The following is an 18,388-nucleotide window of genomic DNA, read 5'->3' as shown; positions in this document are numbered from 1 at the left end:
ACGCCCGAACGACCCATGGGACAGCGGATCCAGGGAACCCGCCGGGGCGGCCCCGCCGTCCGGACGCGCTCCGGGCCGCGGGGACAGCGGCGTCCGGTGCGCACGCGGCCCGGTGGGGGCATCGTGGTGCTCGACGGACGGGATGGACCCGATGGACCGGTGAGGTGCGAAGCAGCCGTCCCCGGGCAGACGCAAGGACGTCGATGCAGCCGCCCGGAGCCCCGCAGAAGGGATGAAACATCGTGACACGACCCAGGATCCTGGTGGTCGGCGCAGGCTTCGCCGGAGTGGCGTGCGTGCGCCGTCTGGAGCGCAGGCTCTCTCCCAGCGATGCGGACATCACCCTCGTGACGCCGCAGTCCTATCAGCTCTATCTGCCGCTGCTGCCCCAGGTCGCCTCAGGGGTGCTGACGCCCCAGTCGGTCGCCATCTCCCTGCGCCGCAGCAAGAAGTACCGCACCCGGATCATTCCGGGCGGCGCCGTCGGCGTGGACCTGAAGGCGAAGGTGTGCGTCGTGCGGACGCTGACCGACCGCGTCGTCGACGAGCCGTACGACTACCTCGTACTGGCCCCCGGCAGCGTCACCCGCACCTTCGACATCCCGGGGCTCCTCGATCACGCCTTCGGCATGAAGACGCTGGCCGAGGCCGCCTACATCCGCGACCACGTCATCACCCAGCTCGACCTCGCCGACGCCAGCGAGGACCCCGCAGAGCGCGCCTCGCGGCTGCAGTTCGTGGTGGTCGGCGGCGGGTACGCCGGCACCGAGACCGCGGCGTGCCTGCAGCGCCTCACGCACGCCGCCGTCAAGCGCTATCCGCGGCTGAACCCGGCCCTGATCAAGTGGCACCTGATCGACATCGCGCCGAAGCTGATGCCGGAACTGGGCGACAAGCTGGGCCGCAGCGCCCAGGAGGTGCTGCGCCGCCGGGGCATCGAGATCTCGCTCGGGGTGTCCATCGCGAAGGCCGGGCCGGAGGAGGTCACCTTCACCGACGGCCGGGTGGTGCCGACCCACACCCTGATCTGGACCGCGGGCGTGGTGGCCAGCCCGCTCATCGCGACCCTCGGCGCGGAGACGGTGAGGGGCCGGCTCGCCGTGACCGCCGAGATGTGCCTGCCCGGCCACGACGGGGTGTTCGCGCTCGGGGACTCCGCCGCAGTACCCGACCTGAGCAAGGGCGGCGGCGCGGTGTGCCCGCCGACCGCGCAGCATGCCACGCGGCAGGGCCGGCGGGTCGCGGAGAACCTCATCGCGACCCTGCAAGGACAGCCCCTGCGGCCGTACGAGCACAAGGACCTGGGACTCGTCGTCGACCTCGGTGGCGCGGACGCGGTCTCCAAACCGCTCGGCGTGGAACTGCGCGGTGTCCCGGCCCAGGCCGTGGCCCGCGGCTACCACCTGGGGGCGCTGCGCACGAACGTCGCCAAGACCAGGGTCGCGACCAACTGGCTGCTCAACGCGGTCGCCGGGGACGATTTCGTCCGCACCGGATTCCAGGCCCGCAGGGCCGCAAAGCTGAAGGACTTCGAGTACACCGACGCGTACATGACGCCCGAGCAGGTGCGGGAGCACGTCGAGGGGGCCCGCCCCCGGCAGATGTGACACCGGGGGACGGACGCCGGGGCGGGGGCTCCTCCCGTCGGGCGCGGCCGGGCCGCGACGGGCGGTCCGGCCGTGGCGTGCCATGCTGGTCGGGCGGATCATGACGGGAGACGGGGACGCGAAACGGGAGGGTGCGGCGGCGTGGGAGCAGCACAGAGGCCGGTCCGGTCGCGGCTGCGTGATCGCTTCGCGGCGTCCGATCCCGGCCTGCTGCGGCTGGCGGCCGGATCGCGGACGGCGGGCTCGATCGCGCTGACACTGGCCGTACTCGGCGCGCTGCGCGTGCCCGTGACGCATCTGGTGGCCGGGGCGATCGCGTCGATGGCGGCCACCTTCGCCATCCGGGAGAAGCAGCGCTCGCAGCAGGCGGTCACGCTCGCCCTCGGGCTTCCGGTGGCGCTGGTGTCCGTGTCGCTGGGCGCGCTGCTCAACCCGCTCGTGGTGGCCGGGGATGTCTTCTTCGTCGTACTGATCTTCTGCGCGGTCTACAGTCGCCGGTTCGGCGACCGGGGCAACGCGCTCGGCCTGATCGGCTTCCAGCTCTACTTCATGTCCCTGTTCGTCGGCGCCACCGCGTCGGCGCTGCCCGGGCTCTACGGCGTCATCGCGGTCGCGTTCGGCTCCAGCGCCCTCGTCCGGTTCGTGATCGTGTACGAGACGCCTGCGGGCGTCCTGCAACGCCTGCGCGAGGCGTTCCGGGTGCGGCTCGCGCAGCTGGTGACGGCGCAGCTTGAGCTGCTGGACGCCGGTCCGGACGAGGTGGAGAAGGTCGTGGAGGCGGTGCGCCTGGGCACGGCCCGGCTGCACGACACGGCCATGATGATCCAGTCGCGGCTGGCGGACGGCACCTCCGACGAGGCCGTGGCGCGGCTGGTGCAGCGGCGGATCGCGGACGCCGAGATCGCCGCCGAGCGGCTGGGGCTGCTTCTGCTGAACGCCCGCAGCGCCGAGCGGACCGACACGCTCACCCTGCACCTGCCCGGCGCGTCCGTGCCCTCCAGCGGCCGGCTGCCGGTGCGGGACGAGGCGACCGAGACGCTGCGCCGCGACCTGGCGGCGCTGGCGATGCTCGTGCTGCGGCCCGTCGGGGAGGGCGGCGGGACCGCGCTGGCGCATGTGCGCAACCGGCTCCTCGGCTACCGGGACGAGGAGAACCTGCCGCCCGCCTCGCCCGCCGTGCAGGACGTCTTCCGCGGTATCGGCGAGACCGCGCGGGCCGTGATGGGTCTGCGGATCGCGCTGGACGGCCCGCAGGACGAGTCCGACGACGCGCCGGCGACGGTCCGCTCCAGGGAAGAGCTGGACGCGGAGAGCGCCGCCATCGAGGGCGCCGAGGAGGTGGAGCGGGAGGAGCAGGCCCCGACCGGGTGGCGGCGGCCCACCACGCGGGCGGCCGTGCAGGTCGCGGTGGGCTCGTCGCTGGCGATCGTCGGCGGCGAGTTCCTCTCCAGCCAGCGCTGGTACTGGGCGGTGCTGACCTGCTGGATCGTCTTCATCAACACCTCGTCGACGGGCGAGATCCTGGTCAAGGGCTACCGGCGTCTGGTGGGCACCGTGCTCGGCGTGGTGGCCGGGATCGTGCTGGCGGGGCTGGTCGGGCCGCACACGTGGACGGCGCTGGCCCTGGTGCTGCTGTTCGTCTTCGCGATGTTCTACACGGCCCCGCTGTCGTACACGCTGATGTCGTTCTTCGTCACCGCGGCGCTGGGGCTGCTGTACACGCTGCTGCACAGGTACAGCGCGGCGGTGCTCGTGCTGCGTGTGGAGGAGACGGCGCTGGGGGCGGCCTGCGGCATCATCGCGGCCGCGCTGGTCCTCCCGGTGCACACCCACGGCCGTACGAACGAGCTGCTCGGCCGGGTGCTGGAGCGGCTGACGGACGTGACGGCCGTGGCCGTCGAGCAGCTCAGCGGCGGTCCGGCGGGCGATCTGCTGGACCGGGCGCGCGAACTGGACCAGGCGCTGGGCGACCTGCGGGCGGCCACGCAGCCGCTGACGCATCCGATCACTCCGCTGCGGGCCCGGCGGAACACCGCCCAGTACGTCGTGGCGCTGCTGGAGACCTGCGCCTACCACGCGCGGTCGCTGGCGGCGACCGCGGAGCTGCTGCCCACGCATCCGTCGATAGCCGCGGATCCCCGGCTGCGCCAGGCCTGTGCGCGGATCACCCGCAACATCGAGACCATCCGTGTGCACGTGGCCGAGGAGTCCGCCACCGCGGAGGTCGAGCGGGGTCCGAGCATCGCCTCGTTGCTGGAGCCGGACGGGGCGCCCGGCGTCCCCCGCTACGGGCGCATCACCGACCGGGTGCTGCGGCATCTCCAGCGCCTGGACGAGGCGGTCGTGGGCCTGGCCCGTCCGCTGGACGTCCCGGTGTCGAAACCGGCGCGGTGACGGGCCGGGGCAGTGCCCCGGCCCGTCACCGCGGTCAGAAGTCGGTGGGCAGGTCGCTGGCTTCGGCGATGCCCCGCAGCTCCTCGGTCTCCCGGTGCCGGTCGCGGATGTAGTCCGCGATCTCGGTCAGGCGCGCCGGGTCGGCGGCGGTCGCCGCGTCGGTGACCACCCGGACCGGGCCGGTCTCCTCGATGTCGAGGACGACCAGCTCGTTGTCCAGCCTGCCGGTGACGGCGGTCGCGATGACCAGTGCGGCCTCGTCCCGTATCTCCTGGGGAAGGCCTTGCGCCTGGGCGCCCTCCAGCGGGAAGTCCGCGGAGGGCACGCCTCGTTCGTCGATGGCCCGCAGAACCGGGTCGACGACGTCGAGCAGCAGTTCGTAGTCCTGTTCGGGCATCCGGACGCGGAGCAGATCGAGATAAACCTCCACGGCCCGGCCGTCGGGCGGAAGCTCGTCTTCGTTCATTGGCTCCGTGTTCCCCGCGAACGCCCGCTCAGACACGAAAGGCGCGACCGGCGGCGCGGGGCGACGGCACGAGCCGGGGAGGGAGGCCCCTACGGGGTGGGATCGGTCGTCGGTCGCGGTCGTCCGTCGCCGGGGCGGTTCGCCCGCTCCGCCAGCACCTCGTCGCGCACACGCGCGCAGCTGCGGCTGATGAGCCGGGAGACGTGCATCTGGGAGATGCCGAGCCGGTCGGCGATCCTGCTCTGTGTCATGTCCTCAAAGAAGCGCATGTAGAGGATGGCGCGCTCCCGTTCGGGGAGCCGGCGCAGGCCCTCCTTGGCCGACTCGCGGTCGACGACGGTGTCGTAGGAGGAGTCCGACGCGCCGAGGCTGTCGGCGAGGCTGTAGCCGTCGCCGCCGCCGGCCGAGAGTTCGGCGTCCAGGGACAGGGTGCTGAAGCTGTCGATCGCCTCCATCCCCGCGTTGACCTCCTCCTCCGTCAGTCCGGCGTGTGCGGCGATCGCCGCGACCGAGGGTTCGGGGCTGCCCGGGTTCTGGGTCAGTTCACGGCGCGCCACCCGGACCTTGTTGCGCAGTTCCTGGACGCGGCGGGGCACGCGAAGGGCCCACATCCGGTCCCGGAAGTGCCGCTTGACCTCGCCGGTGATGGTGGGCACGGCGTAGCTCTCGAAGGCGCCGCGGTCCGGGTCGAACCGGTCGATGGCCTTGACCAGCCCGAGTGCCGCCACCTGCCGCAGGTCCTCCAGGGACTCGCCGCGGTCGCGGAAGCGGCCGGCGATGCGGTGGGCCATGGGCAGCCAGGCGCTGACGAGTTCGTCGCGGACGGCTTCCCGTTCGGGGCCGTCCCCGGCGGCGGCGAGGCGCTGGAAGAGGGCGGCGGTGTCGGGGGCGTCGTCGTGCGGCCGACGGGCGGGCGCCGACTGGTTTGCGGGAGTGTCGGGGCGGCTTGTCGATATGTCGATGAGCATGCGGTATGGCTCCTGAACGGTGTTTCAGGGACTGACCGCGGAAGAGGTGGTGCCGTCCGGTTCGTCCGGAGACCTCCCGGAGCAGCAGGTACAGCTTCCGCTGACGCGCCTCCGGTCCGAAGCACGAGGTTCCGTCTGCCCGGCAGCGGGAGTGGCAAACTCCACTTCTGACAGTTCTTCGCCCATACCGCTCCCCCGCCGGCTCCCTCCCGGTTCCACAATGGCTGCTTCGTGCCGCCATCACGGCGCGTCGCAGCGGGTAGGTGCAGGACATGACGGATGTGGTGCACTCGGACGAACTGCTGCGGCGGATCCAGCGCGCCAGGGCGTGCGCGGTACAGGAGGAGCGCCGATGGCGGGACCGCCGCGACACCCTCGGGGCGACGGATCCGGACGCCGCGCGCGAGGCGGCCGTACGCGTCCTGAGCTACGAGGCCGTCCTGCGGGTGCTGGACGAGATCCTGGTCCCGGGCCGGCATCCCGACCGGAGCTGAGGGGCGGAGTGAGTCCGCTCACCCGACCCCGCTGCGGCTGCGCGAAACGGTCGTGGATGGTTTACGGTTCACCCATACGCGGCGACGGGGTCGACCCGGCGTGTCCCCCGTACGCCGCCTTGTACGGCCCTGGCTGGCCTCCCCCGTCCAGCCAGGGCTTTTTCATGCGGTCAGCCGGGAATGGGCTAAGAATCCGGGTTCAGGACGTTTAAGCCGGGTACTGGCAGTCCTCGTGATGCGTGCTCTGCTCTCCGGTCCGGCGGTACTCGCCGTGGACGCGGTGCGCCGGGCGACGGAGGGAGACCTCGCGGCGGCGCGGGCGCAGATGGGGTTCTCCCTCGCCTGGCACATCATCGTGGCCTGTCTCGGGGTCGGGCTGCCGGTGCTGACCCTGCTCGCGGAGTGGTACGGCATCCGCACCGGGAATCCGGCCCACCGGCTGCTCGCCCGCCGGTGGGCGCGCGCCATGGGCGTGCTGTTCGCGGTGGGCGCCGTCTCCGGGACCATCCTCAGCTTCGAGATGGGGCTGCTGTGGCCGGGGCTGATGGGCAGGTTCGGTCAGGTGATCGGGCTGCCGTTCGCCCTGGAGGGCATCGCCTTCTTCCTGGAGGCGATCTTCCTCGGGATCTATCTGTACGCCTGGGACCGGCTGCCGCCCCGCCGCCATCTGCTGACCGGCATCCCCATCGTCGTCGCGGGCACCGCGTCGGCGTTCTTCGTGGTCTGCGCCAACGCGTGGATGAACCAGCCACGCGGCTTCACCCTGCGCGACGGCAAGGTGGTGCACGTCGACCCGTGGGCGGCGATGCTCAACCCGGCCAGTCCCCCGCAGACCGTGCACATGATCCTCGCGGCCTTCATGGTGGCCTCGTTCCTGGCCGCCGCCGTGTACGCGGTGGCCCTGCTGCGCGGGCGCCGGGACGCCTACCACCGGGCCGGCTTCTTCATCCCGTTCACGCTGGGCGTGATCGTGGCCCCGTTCCAGATCGTCGTGGGCGACTGGGCGGCGCGCTTCCTGTCCCGTTACCAGCCGACCAAGCTCGCCGCGATCGAGGGCGTGTACCGCACCGGCTCCCACGTCCCGCTGACCATCGGCGGCATCGCTGGCGACAACCGGCTGAAGTACGGCCTGGAGGTCCCCGACGGGCTGTCCCTGCTGGTCGGCTACCGCCCCGGCACCGTCGTCCGGGGCCTGGACCGCGTACCGGTCGCCCTGCGTCCGCCGGTCACCGGTGTGCACTGGGCCTTCGACCTGATGGTCGCCATCGGCTTCTTCCTGCTGCTCATGGGTGTGTGGCTGCTGTGGCAGTGGTGGCACCGCCGCCGCACCGGCGGCGGGGAGCTGAGCATGCCCCGCGTGTTCCTGGCACTCGCCGCCGTCGCCGGCCCGGCCGCCGTGGTGGCGCTGGAGTGCGGCTGGACCGTGACCGAACTGGGCCGCCAGCCGTGGATCGTGTGGGGCGTGATGAGTGTGCGGGACGCCGTCAACCCCGCCCCCGGACTGCTGACCGGCCTGTGGCTGGTCCTGGTGGTGTACGCCGCCATGACCACGGCCACCGTGTACGTCCTGCGCCGCCTGGCCCGGCGCACCCCGGTGCCGCAGGCCCCGCAGGAGGCGGACGTCACCGGCTACCCCGTCGTGTGAGGCCCGCCGGGCCCCGCCGTACGCCCCCTGGAGGTGACCGTGCTCGCGGACGCGGCGCTCGCCGTGATGTGGCTGGGCCTGACCTGCTACGCCCTGTTCGGCGGGGCGGACTTCGGCGCCGGGGTGTGGGACCTGCTGGCCGGCGGCGCCGAGCGGGGGCGGGCCCGGCGCGCGCTGATCGAGCACAGCATCGGGCCGGTGTGGGAGGCCAACCATGTGTGGCTGATCTTCGTGGTGGTGCTGCTGTGGTCGGCGTTCTCCCCGGTGTTCGCCGCCGTGATGTCCACGCTGTACATCCCGCTGACCCTGGCGGCGCTCGGCATCATCGCGCGGGGTGCCGCCTTCGCCTTCCGCAAGGCCAGTACCGAGCTGTGGCAGCAGCGGCTGTTCGGGGCGTGCTTCGCGCTGTCCTCGCTGCTCACGCCGTTCTTCCTCGGCACGGTCGCCGGTGGTGTGGCCTCCGGGCGCGTGCCGCCGGGGCTCGCGGCGGGCGATGTGATCACCGGCTGGCTCAATCCGACGTCGGTGCTGGGCGGGGTGCTGGCGGTGGTGGCCTGTGCGCACCTGGCCGCGGTGTACCTGTGCGCCGACGCGGACCGCGAGGGCCGGCCGGAGCTGGCGGCGGCCTTCGCCCGCGACGCCGTACTCAGCGGGCTGGCCGCCGGAGTCGTGGCCCTCGCGGGGATCGCGGTGCTGCACGGGGACGCCCCGGCACTGTTCCACGGGCTGACCCACCGGGCGCTGCCGCTGGTGATCGTCAGCGCGGTGGCCGGGCTCGCCGGTCTCGGCCTGCTGTCCCGGCGGCGTTTCGTGGCCGCCCGCGGGGCCGCCGCCCTGGCGGTCGCGGCGATCCTGTGGGCGTGGGGCGCGGCCCAGTACCCGGCCATGCTGGTCGGCACCACCACCGTCACGCAGGCCGCGGCGAACTCCTCCGTGCTGACGGCGGTCCTGGTGTCGCTGGGCGTCGGCGCGGTGCTGCTGGTCCCCTCGCTCTGGCTGCTGTACGCCACCTTCCAGCGCGGGCCGGCGGGCCCTCGCAGCGGTGAGCGGAGGATGAGCGGAGGGTGACGAGCCGTCCCCGCGCGTGAGGACGGTGAGAAGTCGCCTCCGCCGAGGTGCCCGGGGGATCCGCAGCGGCTGAAATGGGGAGGAGGCACATGCGGGGAACCCATCGCCGGCGAGGAGCTTCGGGTCATGACCAAAGCGATAAAACTGCTGACCGCCCTCCCCCAGAAACAACGCGAGCGACTGATGGAGGTCGCGCGTGAAGTCTCCTTCCCCGAGGACACGAGGATCTTCGAGGCGGGGGGCACGGCCGACCGCTTCTGGGTCATCCGCTCCGGCGCCGTGCACCTGTCCCAGCAGGTGACGCCCACCCGCCGGGTGACGGTGGCGTCCCTCGGCGCGGGCGACCTGCTCGGCTGGTCCTGGCTGTTCCCGCCGTACCAGTGGGACTTCGGGGCGTCGGCGTTCAGCCAGGTCCGCGCCTACGAGTTCGACGCCTCGGCGGTCCTCGCGCTGTCCGTGGAGGATCCGCTGCTCGGGCTGTCGCTGGTGCGGACCGTCGCCGAGGTCCTCGCCCACCGGCTGGAGCTGACCCGGGGCAAGCTCCTGGAGCAGTACACCATCCCCCGGCGCACCCACTGACCCGTCGTCCGGTGGGTCAGATCCGGTAGCGGCGCAGCGCGGGGACGGCCGCCGCCAGGCCCAGCATCAGGACGACCACCAGCAGGCCGCCGCCGGCCACCGCCGCGCGCGGGCCGAAGGCCGAGCCGGCCGTGCCGTGCAGGACGTCCGCCAGGCGCGGACCGCCCGCGACGACGACCGTGAACACGCCCTGCATACGGCCGCGCATCTCGTCGGTGGCGGCGGACAGCAGGATGGCGCCGCGGAACACCATGGAGACCATGTCGGCGACTCCGGCGGCCGCCAGGAACACCACCGCGAACCACAGGCTGCGGCTCAGCCCGAACCCGGTGACGGCCGCTCCCCAGGCGGTGACCGCGCCGATCACCATCCAGCCGTGCCGGCGCGCCCGGGAGAAGGCGCCGGAGAACAGCCCGCCGACCACGGCGCCCACCGGGATGGCCGCGAACAGCAGGCCGAGCGCGTGCCCTTGCCCGTAGGAGGCGTACGTCTCGGCGGCGAGCTGCGGGAACAGGGCGCGGGGCATGCCGAAGACCATGGCGATGATGTCGGCGAGGAACGACAGCAGCAGCACCTTGTGCCCGGAGATGTAGCGGAAGCCGTCGGCTATCTCCCGCAGTCCCGCGCGGCGCACGGCGGTTCCGGCCAAAGGCGGCAGCGCGGGCAGGCGCCACACCGCCCACACGGTGACGCACAGCGCCACGGCGTCGATGAGGTACAGCTCGGGCAGCCCGATGACGGGGATGAGCGCGCCGGCCAGCAGCGGGCCCGCCACCAGGCCGGTCTGCATGACGGTCGACCCGAGGGCGTTGGCGGCGGGCAGTTCCCCGGCCGGGACCAGCCGGGCGATGGAGGCGTTGCGGGCCGGGGAGTTCAGCCCGAAGAAGGCCTGCTGCACGGCGAGCAGCACCATCAGCACCACGACCGAGTCGAGCCGGGCCGCGGCCTGCAGCCAGAACAGCACCGAGGTGACGGCGATACCGCTGTTGGTGATCAGCAGCAGCTTGCGGCGGTCCACCGTGTCGGCCACCGCGCCGCCCCACAGCGCGAACACGACCATCGGGACCAGGCCCGCGAGGCTGGCGTAGCCGACCCAGGCCGAGGAGCCGGTGATGTCGTAGATCTGCTTGGGCACGGCGACGGCGGTGAGCTGGCTGCCGACCGCGGTCACGATGGTCGAGGACCACAGCCGGCGGAAGGCGGGGCGGCGCAGCGGCCGGGTGTCCATGGCCCAGCGGCGCCAGCCGCGCCGGGCGGCTCTGGACGGGTCGGGGGCGTCGCTCTGCGGTGCGGTGCTGCTGCCGGTGCTCTCGCTGGTGTCCACGGGCTTCCTGGTTGCTCGTTACATCTATCGGTGCGGTGTTCAGTGTCGCAGCAGCGGCCGGGTCCCCGGACCCCCCGGATCCGGACCGTCTGCGCGCACGCGCTCCAGCCGGGCGGCCGCGCTGTCGAGGAGCATGTCGAGGGCGGTCGGGTAGGCGCTGGTGACCATGCGGGTGGCGAGCAGGGGCGCCGCCTCGGCGATGCGCGGATGCGTGGTGGCGGGCAGCCGGGCGTAGGTCGAGTGCCACATCTCCTCGTCGGCGCGCAGGGCGGCGCTCGGCAGGGCCAGGGAGGCGGCGTCGAGCGCGGCGAAGGCGAGGGTCTGGTCGACGAAGGCGTGGTAGATCCGCACCGTGTCGGGCAGCGGGAAACCGGCACCGCGCAGCACGCCCAGGACGGCCTCGTCGGCGGCCAGCTCGTGGGTCCGGCCGGAGACGCGGTTGGCGGTGACCACCGCGGCCTGCGGATGCGCGGTGTACGCGGAGTGGATGCGCAGGCCCACTTCGCGCAGGTCGGCCCGCCATCGCCCGGTGGGTTCCCAGCCGGCCAGCGCCCGGCCGATGAGGGCGTCCCCGATCGCGAGGGTGAGGTCGTCCATGCCGCGGAAGTAGCGGTAGAGGGTGCTCGGGTCGCAGTCGAGCGCCAGGCCGAGGCGGCGGGCGGTCAGCCCCACGCTGCCGTGCTCCCGCAGCAGCCGCAGCGCGGTGTCGACGATCAGTGTCTCGGACAGCACGGTGCCGCTCCGGGTGGGGCGGCGGCGCCGTCGCTTCTCCTCGGGGACCACCGGTTTCGGCATCCCGACCTCCTCGGACTCCGCGCCGGCCTTATGCCAACGCCATTGACCTTACGTGCCGCGCGGCGATGTTATCGACGCTCAGCGAAGAAGAGCCGAGAGGGAGTCCAGGTCATGCGTGTACTGCTCGTGGGTGCCGGTGGTGTGGGTACGGCGATCACCCGGATCGCGGCCCGTCGTCCGTTCCTTGAGTCGATGGTCGTCGCGGACTACGACCGCGGGCGGGCCGAGTCCGCCGTGGCGGCCGTCGACGACGGCCGGTTCACCGCCGAGCGCGTCGACGCGAGCGACGAGGCGGCGGTTGCGGACCTGCTCGCCCGGCACCGCTGCGACGTGCTGCTGAACGCGACCGACCCGCGCTTCGTGATGCCGCTGTTCCGCGCGGCCCGCACGGCCGGCGCCGGCTACCTCGACATGGCGATGTCCCTGTCCCGTCCGCACCCCGAGCGGCCGTACGAGGAGTGCGGGGTCATGCTGGGCGACGAGCAGTTCGCGCTGGCGGAGGACTGGGAGAAGGCCGGCGCGCTCGCGCTGGTCGGCATGGGGGTGGAGCCGGGCCTGTCCGACGTGTTCGCGCGGTACGCCGCCGACGAACTCTTCGACGAGATCGAGGAGATCGGCGTCCGCGACGGTGCGAACCTGACCGTCGACGGCTACGACTTCGCGCCGTCCTTCAGCATCTGGACCACCATCGAGGAGTGCCTGAACCCGCCGGTGGTCTACGAGGCCGGGCGCGGCTGGTTCACCACCGAGCCGTTCAGCGAGCCGGAGGTGTTCGACTTCCCGGAGGGCATCGGCGAGGTCGAGTGCGTGAACGTGGAGCACGAGGAGGTGCTGCTGGTCCCGCGCTGGGTCGACGCGCGGCGGGTGACCTTCAAGTACGGTCTGGGCCGCGAGTTCATCGACACCCTCAAGACACTGCACCTGCTGGGTCTGGACCGTACGGAGCCGGTCACCGTGCCGGGCCCGGACGGGCCGGTCGCCGTCTCGCCCCGGGACGTCGTCGCCGCCTGCCTGCCCGACCCGGCGACCCTGGGCGAGCGGATGCGCGGCAAGACCTGCGCGGGCACCTGGGTGCGCGGCACCCGGGACGGCGCGCCGCGCGAGGTGTACCTGTACCACGTGGTCGACAACGAGTGGTCCATGGCCGAGTACGGGTGCCAGGCGGTGGTGTGGCAGACGGCGGTCAATCCCGTGGTCGCCCTGGAACTGATGGCCACCGGCGCCTGGTCGGGAGCGGGCGTGCTGGGCCCCGAGGCGTTCCCGGCCCGCCCCTTCCTTGACCTGCTGACGGAGTACGGCTCCCCGTGGGGCATCCGCGAGCAGTGACCGGGTCCGGCGCCGTTCGGGTCGTACGGCCCCGCTCGCCCGCGGAGTGCGGCCGGGTCCGGGGCGTACCGCAGTACGCTCCGGACACCAGTCCCCGCACCCGAGGAAGGCCCGACCGTGAGCGTCCGTGTGCGCCGCATCTATGATCCGCCCGAGTCCGACGACGGTGTGCGGGTCCTGGTCGACCGGCTCTGGCCGCGCGGGGTCTCCAAGGAGGACGCGCACATCGACGAGTGGCCGAAGGCCATGACGCCGTCCACCGAGCTGCGCCGCTGGTTCCACGGCGGCGAGGGGTCGTACGAGGAGTTCCGGCGCCGTTACGAGGCCGAACTGGCCGAGCCGGAGGCCGCCGAACTCCTCGACCACATCAGGAAGTTGACCCGCCGTGGCCATGTGACGCTGCTGACCGCGTCCAAGGAGCCGGAGCAGAGCCAGGCCTCGGTGCTGGCCGGTCTGCTGAAGAAGAAGTGAGCCCGCCCGCCTCCGCGCCGTGCGGGAGCGGGCCGTGACACTCGCTCAGGCGGTCTGCCGTGCGGCGGCACGCCCCGCCGCGCGCCCGGAGAACAGGCACCCGCCGAGGAAGGTGCCCTCCAGCGCGTTGTAGCCGTGGAGGCCGCCGCCGCCGAAGCCGGCGACCTCACCGGCTGCGTAGAGGCCGTCGATCACCCGCCCGTCACGGCCGAGGGCGCGCGAGTCCAGGTCGGTCTGGATGCCGCCGAGCGTCTTGCGGGTCAGGATGTGCAGCTTGACGGCGATCAGCGGTCCTGCCGCCGGGTCCAGGATGCGGTGCGGGGCGGCCACCCGGCCGAGGCGGTCGCCGATGTAGCGGCGGGCGTTGTGGATGCCCTGGACCTGGGAGTCCTTGCTGTAGGGGTTGGCGATCTGGAGGTCGCGGGCCTCGACCAGGCGCCGCACCCCGGCGGCGTCCAGGAGGGGCTTGCCGGTCGACCGGTTCATCTTCTCGACCAGTTGCTCCAGGGTGCCGGCGATCAGGAAGTCCTCGCCGTGCCGCAGGAAGTCCCGTACGGGTCCGGGCGCTCCCTTGCCGAGCAGCCGGTCGCGCAGCACGGCCTTGCGGTCCCTGGCCGTGATGTCGGGGTTCTGCTCGGAACCCGACAGGGCGAACTCCTTCTCGACGATCCTGCGGGTCAGCACGAACCAGGAGTGGTCGTACCCGGCGATGTCCTCGGTGGTGCGCAGGTGCCTGAGGGTGCCGAGCGTGTCGTAGCCGGGCAGGCAGGGGTCGGGCAGCCGGCGGCCGAGGGCGTCCAGCCAGAGGGAGGAGGGGCCGGGCAGGATGCGGATGCCGTGGCCGGGCCAGACCGGGTTCCAGTTCCGCAGGCCCTCGGTGTAGTGCCACATGCGGTCGCGGTTGACCAGCCGTACGCCGGCCTCCTCGCTGATGTCCAGCATCCGGCCGTCGACGTACGCCGGGACGCCGGTGACCATCCGCGACGGCGGGGTGCCCAGCCGCTCGGGCCAGTGGCGGCGCACGAGGCCGTGGTCGGCGCCGATGCCGCCGGTGGTGACGACGACGGCCTGCGCGGTGAGCTCGAACGCGCCGGTCTCCTCGCGGTTGGAGGCGGCGCCGCGGGGCGCGTCGTCCTCGGCGAGGAGCGTGCCCCGCACACCCTGGACGGCGCCGTCCTGGACGACGAGTTCGTCGACCCGGTGACGGTGGTGGAAGGTGAGCAGTCCGTCGCGCTCGGCCTGGAGGGCGTACGCGGCGAAGGGTTCCACGACGCCCGTGCCGGTGCCCCAGGCGATGTGGAAGCGGGGTACGGAGTTGCCGTGGCCGTCGGCGCGCAGATCGCCGCGCTCGGCCCAGCCGACCGTGGGCAGCAGCGTGATGCCGTGCCCTTCCAGCCAGGACCGCTTCTCCCCCGCCGCGAACTCGACGTAGGCGCGCGCCCAGCGCACCGCCCAGGAGTCCTCGTCGCCCAGCCGGTCGAACCGGGCGCTGCCCTGCCAGTCGTTCCAGGCCAGCTCGAAGGAGTCCTTGACGCCGAGCCTGCGCTGCTGCGGGGTGTCGACGAGGAACAGCCCGCCGAAGGACCAGTACGCCTGCCCGCCGAGGTTGGCTGCGTTCTCCTGGTCGACGAGGGCGACCCTGCGGCCCCGGCTGGTCAGTTCGTGCGCCGCGACCAGGCCCGCGAGGCCGGCTCCGACGACGATGACGTCCACGTCCATGGCGACCGTTCCCTTCCTCAGTTCGTCCGTACGGGGGTGCCGCCGTCGGTGAGCAGCGCCGTGAGCAGTTGTCCGAGCCAGGCGCGGGCGCCCTCGACGTCCCTGTCGAGCAGCAGTTGGGTGGTGACTCCGTCGTACGCGGCGACGACCGCGTGGGCGGCGCCGTCGGCGCCGCCGAGGACGGAGGGCAGCGGGGTGCGGGCGCGGGAGAGCCGGTCGGCGACAGCACGGCGCAGCCGCGCGCGGTGCTCAAGCAGCGTCTGCGCCACGGCGGTGTCGCGGGCGGCGTGCACCAGGAAGTCCGTCTTGACCAGGAGCCAGTCCCGGTCAAGGAGCAACACATCGGTGACCCGGTCGACGGCGGCGGACACGTCGAGGTCCGGGCCGTCGAGGGCGAGCGCCCCGGCCACCTGGTCGGCGATCAGCTCGGCCCGGTCCCGGTACAGGGCGAAGAACAGCTCGTCGAGGGTGGCGAAGTTGGAGTAGAAGGCGCCCCTGCTGTAGCCGGCGGCCTCGCAGACCTCCTCGATCGACACCCGGCCGAAGCCCTTGGCGGCGAACACCGTGAAGGCGGCGTCGAGCAGGTTGGCCCGTGTCCGCTGCCGGCGCCGGGTGACGCGCTTTTCCGTACCCTCGACCGCCATGCCGCCACCCCCTGTTCGATACATGAATGTATCCGATGCATCGATGTATCGAAAGGTTCGCGGAAGGGAGCCTCTGGAGGGGAGCGAGGTTTCGCCGCGGCGTCCGTGGTCAGTCGGGCCGATGAGCCGTGTTCACGTCACGGCGGCCGACCGGGTACCGCGGGCGCGCCGGGACCGGGAAGGAGTGGGAACAGTGAACTCGTCCGGCGGCGTACCCGCCCCGCACACGCTGCGCGAATACGCCCTGCTCGCGGACGGCGAGCGCGGCGCCCTGGTGGGACCGCGCGGCGACATCGTGTGGATGTGCGCGCCCGCCTGGGACAGCGACGCCGTCTTCACCGCCCTGATCGGCGGCCCCGGCTGGTACACCGTCACGCCCGCCGAGCCGTTCGTGCACGGCGGCTACTACGAGCAGGGCGGCCTCATCTGGCGCAGCCGCTGGATCACGACCGGCGGCATCGTCGAGTGCCGCGAGGCCCTCGCCCTCCCCGGCGATCCGCACCGCGTCACGGTGCTGCGCCGGGTCATGGCCGTCGACGGGGACGCCCGGGTCGGCGTACGGCTGTACCCGGCGGCGGGGTTCGGCCGGCGTCCGCTGAGCGAGCCGCGCCGGGACGAGGAGGGCCGGTGGACGGGCCGGGCGGGCGAGCTGTACGTCCGGTTCACGGGCGCGCCCGGCGCCGAACCGGCGGGCCCGGACCACCCGGGGCTGCACGCGGAGTTGCGCCTGGCCGCCGGCACCCACCACGACCTGGTCCTGGAACTCTCGGACCGGCCGCTTCCCGCACCCGAGCCGGCCGACCGGCTGTGGCGGGCCACCGGGACCGGATGGGCGGCGCGCGTGCCCGACCTGCGCGGCGCGCTGGGCGTGCGCGACGCCCGGCACGCGTACGCGGTGCTGAGCGGCATGTCGGGCCCGGTGGCGGCACCGTGGCCGCCGCGACGACCAGTCTGCCGGAGCGGGCCGAGGAGGGCCGCAACTACGACTACCGGTACGTGTGGATCCGCGACCAGGCCTACATCGGCCAGTCCGCCGCGGCGACCGGCCCGTACGAACTCCTTGACGGCTCGCTGCGGTTCGTCACCGAGCGCCTGATCGAACACGGGCCCGGCCTCGCGCCCGCCTACACCGCGACCGCTGGGCCGGTGCCCGACCAGCGCACCCTCGACCTGCCCGGCTACCCGGGCGGCTTCGACGTGGTCGGCAACCGGGTCAACCGCCAGTTCCAGCTGGACGTGTTCGGCGAGAGTCTGCTGCTGATCGCGGCCGGCGTCCGCCACGACCGCATCGGCGCCGAGGCCTGGCGCGCCGCGCTCATCGCCGCCGACGCCATCGAGGCCCACTACCGGGACGGGGATGCCGGGATCTGGGAACTGCACAAGGACCGCTGGGCGCACAGCCGGCTGATCTGCGCGGCAGGGCTGCGTGCCGCCGCGGCGGCGGCGCCCGCGGGCAGCGCCGGGGCGGCAGCGCGGTGGGCGGCGCTCGCGGACCGGATCGTCGCCGAGACCGCCGCCGACAGCCTGCATCCGTCCGGCCGCTGGCAACGCTCCCCGTCCGATCCCCGTGTCGACACGGCGCTCCTGCTGTCCGCCATCCGCGGCGCCCTGCCTGCCGACGACCCCCGCACCACGGCCACCCTGCGCGCGGTACGCGCCGACCTCGTCCAGGACCACTTCGCCTACCGTTTCCGCCACGGCACGCGACCGCTCCAGGACGCCGAAGGGGCCTTCCTGCTCTGCGGGTTCGTCATGGCCCTGGCCGAGCACCAGCAGGGCGACGCCGTGGAGGCGGTGCGCTGGTTCGAACGCAACCGTGCCGCATGCGGCCCCCCTGGTCTGTACGCGGAGGAGTTCGACGTGGCCCAGCGCCAGATGCGCGGCAACCTGCCGCAGGCGTTCGTCCACGCGCTGCTCCTGGAGGCCGCCACCACGCTGGCCGGGGCGGGCTGAGCCGTCCACGACCACGCCCGCCCCCTCCTCACGAGATCCACAGGGAGGTGAAACCGGCCTGCTCGGCCATCCTGGCCTGTTCAACGAGTTCTGCCGGGTTGTGCTCCTCGGACGACAGAAAGTATCCGAAGTCAGCCATCAGTGCTCCTGACCGATCGTTCCTCGGCTCTGCGACGGTGTTCCCGAGTACCCGGAACGGGCCGTGGCGCACGTCGTGGCCGCAGGAACCGCCAGGACGGCGGTGCCACCGGCCCGGCGCCCTGCCCAGCAGGAAGCCCAGCACCCCATACTTGCGCGATCACGCAAGTACGGGGTTATGCTGCTGGACGGCGGCAGGAGGCGCCTCGTCGTCCCGTCCCATGCGCTCCAGCGCGCCGAAGTGCGCACTGCCGCATGCCTCCGTCGCACGGAAAGAGGGAAGGAGGGCTGGTGATGAAGGCTCTGCCTCACCCGCGCGACGGCGCCGGCACCGCCGTCCTCGGCGTGCTCGCATTCACCACGCTGGAGATGACCGTACTGGCCACCGCCCCGGCGGCGTACCGTCCGGTCATCAGCGGTGCCCTGCTGGGAGCGGCCGTCACGGCGTTCGCCCTGCTCGCAGTGGTGCTGCGCGCGGACCGCAAGGCCACTCGGCAAGCTCGCCGCCGCGTTCTGGAGGTGATGGACGGGTCGTCGTTGACCTCCCGCGCCCTGGAGGGCTTCCCCATGGAAGCGGTCCGGCCCCGTCTGCTGGGGCCGAGCGCGCCCTCCCTCAACCACCTCTACATCGCGTGGGCCTACGCCGCCCGCGGCCATGACACCGCCTGGCTCGTACGCCACCTCGGTCTGTCCGCGGATCTGGCCCGATTGCTGACCGACGCCGCTGCCGCCCGCCCGCGGGACTGACCACGGCCGCCGGCGCCGTCCTGTGAGGGATCAGCAGCGCCCGCGGGATC

General features: G+C 73.0%; 16 protein-coding genes and 2 pseudogenes. 11 read left to right on the top strand and 7 right to left on the bottom strand.

The window, feature by feature from the left end; all coding sequences use genetic code 11:
- Positions 1-242: 242 nt before the first annotated feature.
- Positions 243-1,607, top strand: a complete 1,365-nt coding sequence (locus tag CG719_RS26960) for an NAD(P)/FAD-dependent oxidoreductase (RefSeq protein ID WP_234375775.1) — start codon at positions 243-245, stop codon at positions 1,605-1,607.
- A 141-nt stretch (positions 1,608-1,748) separates the two neighbouring features.
- A complete protein-coding gene (locus CG719_RS26955; RefSeq protein ID WP_199836790.1) occupies positions 1,749-4,001 on the top strand; it encodes an FUSC family protein in 2,253 nt (750 codons plus the stop codon).
- A gap of 34 nt (positions 4,002-4,035) precedes the next feature.
- Here CG719_RS26955 and CG719_RS26950 read toward each other — a convergent pair whose 3' ends face one another.
- Positions 4,036-4,467: a hypothetical protein gene (locus CG719_RS26950; RefSeq protein ID WP_100571283.1), complete on the bottom strand. Its 432-nt coding sequence runs from the start codon at positions 4,465-4,467 to the stop codon at positions 4,036-4,038.
- Between the two features lie 89 nt (positions 4,468-4,556).
- On the bottom strand, positions 4,557-5,435 hold the full coding sequence (locus CG719_RS26945) for an RNA polymerase sigma factor SigF (RefSeq protein ID WP_100571282.1): 879 nt from the start codon (positions 5,433-5,435) through the stop codon (positions 4,557-4,559).
- Between the two features lie 272 nt (positions 5,436-5,707).
- On the opposite strand from CG719_RS26945, the gene CG719_RS26940 reads away from it, so the two are divergent.
- From CG719_RS26940 to CG719_RS26925, 4 genes are all read left to right on the top strand, one after another.
- Positions 5,708-5,929, top strand: coding sequence for a 3-deoxy-D-manno-octulosonic acid transferase (locus CG719_RS26940; protein ID WP_100571281.1), 222 nt, complete (start codon positions 5,708-5,710; stop codon positions 5,927-5,929).
- 235 nt (positions 5,930-6,164) lie between these two features.
- Positions 6,165-7,574 (top strand): cytochrome ubiquinol oxidase subunit I, encoded by a 1,410-nt coding sequence (locus CG719_RS26935; protein ID WP_100571280.1) that lies wholly within the window; start codon positions 6,165-6,167, stop codon positions 7,572-7,574.
- Between the two features lie 39 nt (positions 7,575-7,613).
- Positions 7,614-8,642, top strand: coding sequence for a cytochrome d ubiquinol oxidase subunit II (locus tag CG719_RS26930; protein WP_100571313.1), 1,029 nt, complete (start codon positions 7,614-7,616; stop codon positions 8,640-8,642).
- Between the two features lie 126 nt (positions 8,643-8,768).
- A complete protein-coding gene (locus CG719_RS26925; protein WP_100571279.1) occupies positions 8,769-9,221 on the top strand; it encodes a cyclic nucleotide-binding domain-containing protein in 453 nt (150 codons plus the stop codon).
- 16 nt (positions 9,222-9,237) lie between these two features.
- Here CG719_RS26925 and CG719_RS26920 read toward each other — a convergent pair whose 3' ends face one another.
- Both CG719_RS26920 and CG719_RS26915 read right to left on the bottom strand, forming a co-directional pair.
- Positions 9,238-10,545, bottom strand: a complete 1,308-nt coding sequence (locus CG719_RS26920; protein ID WP_100571278.1) for an MFS transporter — start codon at positions 10,543-10,545, stop codon at positions 9,238-9,240.
- A gap of 39 nt (positions 10,546-10,584) precedes the next feature.
- Positions 10,585-11,340 (bottom strand): TetR/AcrR family transcriptional regulator, encoded by a 756-nt coding sequence (locus CG719_RS26915; protein WP_100571277.1) that lies wholly within the window; start codon positions 11,338-11,340, stop codon positions 10,585-10,587.
- A 111-nt stretch (positions 11,341-11,451) separates the two neighbouring features.
- On the opposite strand from CG719_RS26915, the gene CG719_RS26910 reads away from it, so the two are divergent.
- Both CG719_RS26910 and CG719_RS26905 read left to right on the top strand, forming a co-directional pair.
- Entirely contained in the window at positions 11,452-12,666 is a 1,215-nt protein-coding gene (locus tag CG719_RS26910) for a saccharopine dehydrogenase family protein (protein WP_100571276.1), read from the top strand.
- A 117-nt stretch (positions 12,667-12,783) separates the two neighbouring features.
- Positions 12,784-13,137, top strand: coding sequence for a DUF488 domain-containing protein (locus CG719_RS26905; protein ID WP_100571275.1), 354 nt, complete (start codon positions 12,784-12,786; stop codon positions 13,135-13,137).
- A 45-nt stretch (positions 13,138-13,182) separates the two neighbouring features.
- On the opposite strand, the gene CG719_RS26900 is transcribed toward CG719_RS26905, so the two are convergent.
- Positions 13,183-14,856 (bottom strand): FAD-binding dehydrogenase, encoded by a 1,674-nt coding sequence (locus CG719_RS26900; protein ID WP_100571274.1) that lies wholly within the window; start codon positions 14,854-14,856, stop codon positions 13,183-13,185.
- Positions 14,857-14,873: 17 nt separating this feature from the next.
- Positions 14,874-15,500 carry a TetR/AcrR family transcriptional regulator gene (locus CG719_RS26895; protein WP_100571273.1) on the bottom strand — a complete coding sequence of 209 codons (627 nt, stop codon included), beginning with the start codon at positions 15,498-15,500 and terminating at the stop codon, positions 14,874-14,876.
- Between CG719_RS26895 and CG719_RS37445 the strand changes: the two are divergent.
- Both CG719_RS37445 and CG719_RS37440 read left to right on the top strand, forming a co-directional pair.
- Positions 15,499-16,068 (top strand): annotated as a pseudogene (locus CG719_RS37445) (trehalase-like domain-containing protein); the annotation flags it as partial. The gene CG719_RS26895 and the pseudogene CG719_RS37445 overlap by 2 nt on opposite strands.
- Before the next feature lie 260 nt (positions 16,069-16,328).
- Positions 16,329-17,453 carry a glycoside hydrolase family 15 protein gene (locus CG719_RS37440; RefSeq protein ID WP_324838728.1) on the top strand — a complete coding sequence of 375 codons (1,125 nt, stop codon included), beginning with the start codon at positions 16,329-16,331 and terminating at the stop codon, positions 17,451-17,453.
- A 31-nt stretch (positions 17,454-17,484) separates the two neighbouring features.
- Here CG719_RS37440 and CG719_RS26885 read toward each other — a convergent pair.
- Positions 17,485-17,592: pseudogene (locus tag CG719_RS26885) on the bottom strand (LLM class F420-dependent oxidoreductase); the annotation flags it as partial.
- A 293-nt stretch (positions 17,593-17,885) separates the two neighbouring features.
- Here CG719_RS26885 and CG719_RS26880 point away from each other — a divergent pair.
- A complete protein-coding gene (locus tag CG719_RS26880) occupies positions 17,886-18,338 on the top strand; it encodes a hypothetical protein (RefSeq protein ID WP_100571272.1) in 453 nt (150 codons plus the stop codon).
- Positions 18,339-18,388 lie beyond the last annotated feature (50 nt).

Origin of the sequence: Streptomyces sp. CB01373, assembly GCF_002803075.1 — a bacterium.
Classification (GTDB): domain Bacteria; phylum Actinomycetota; class Actinomycetes; order Streptomycetales; family Streptomycetaceae; genus Streptomyces.
The sequence above is the reverse complement of the archived record's forward strand: the minus strand, read 5'-3'. Positions and strand labels throughout refer to the sequence as shown.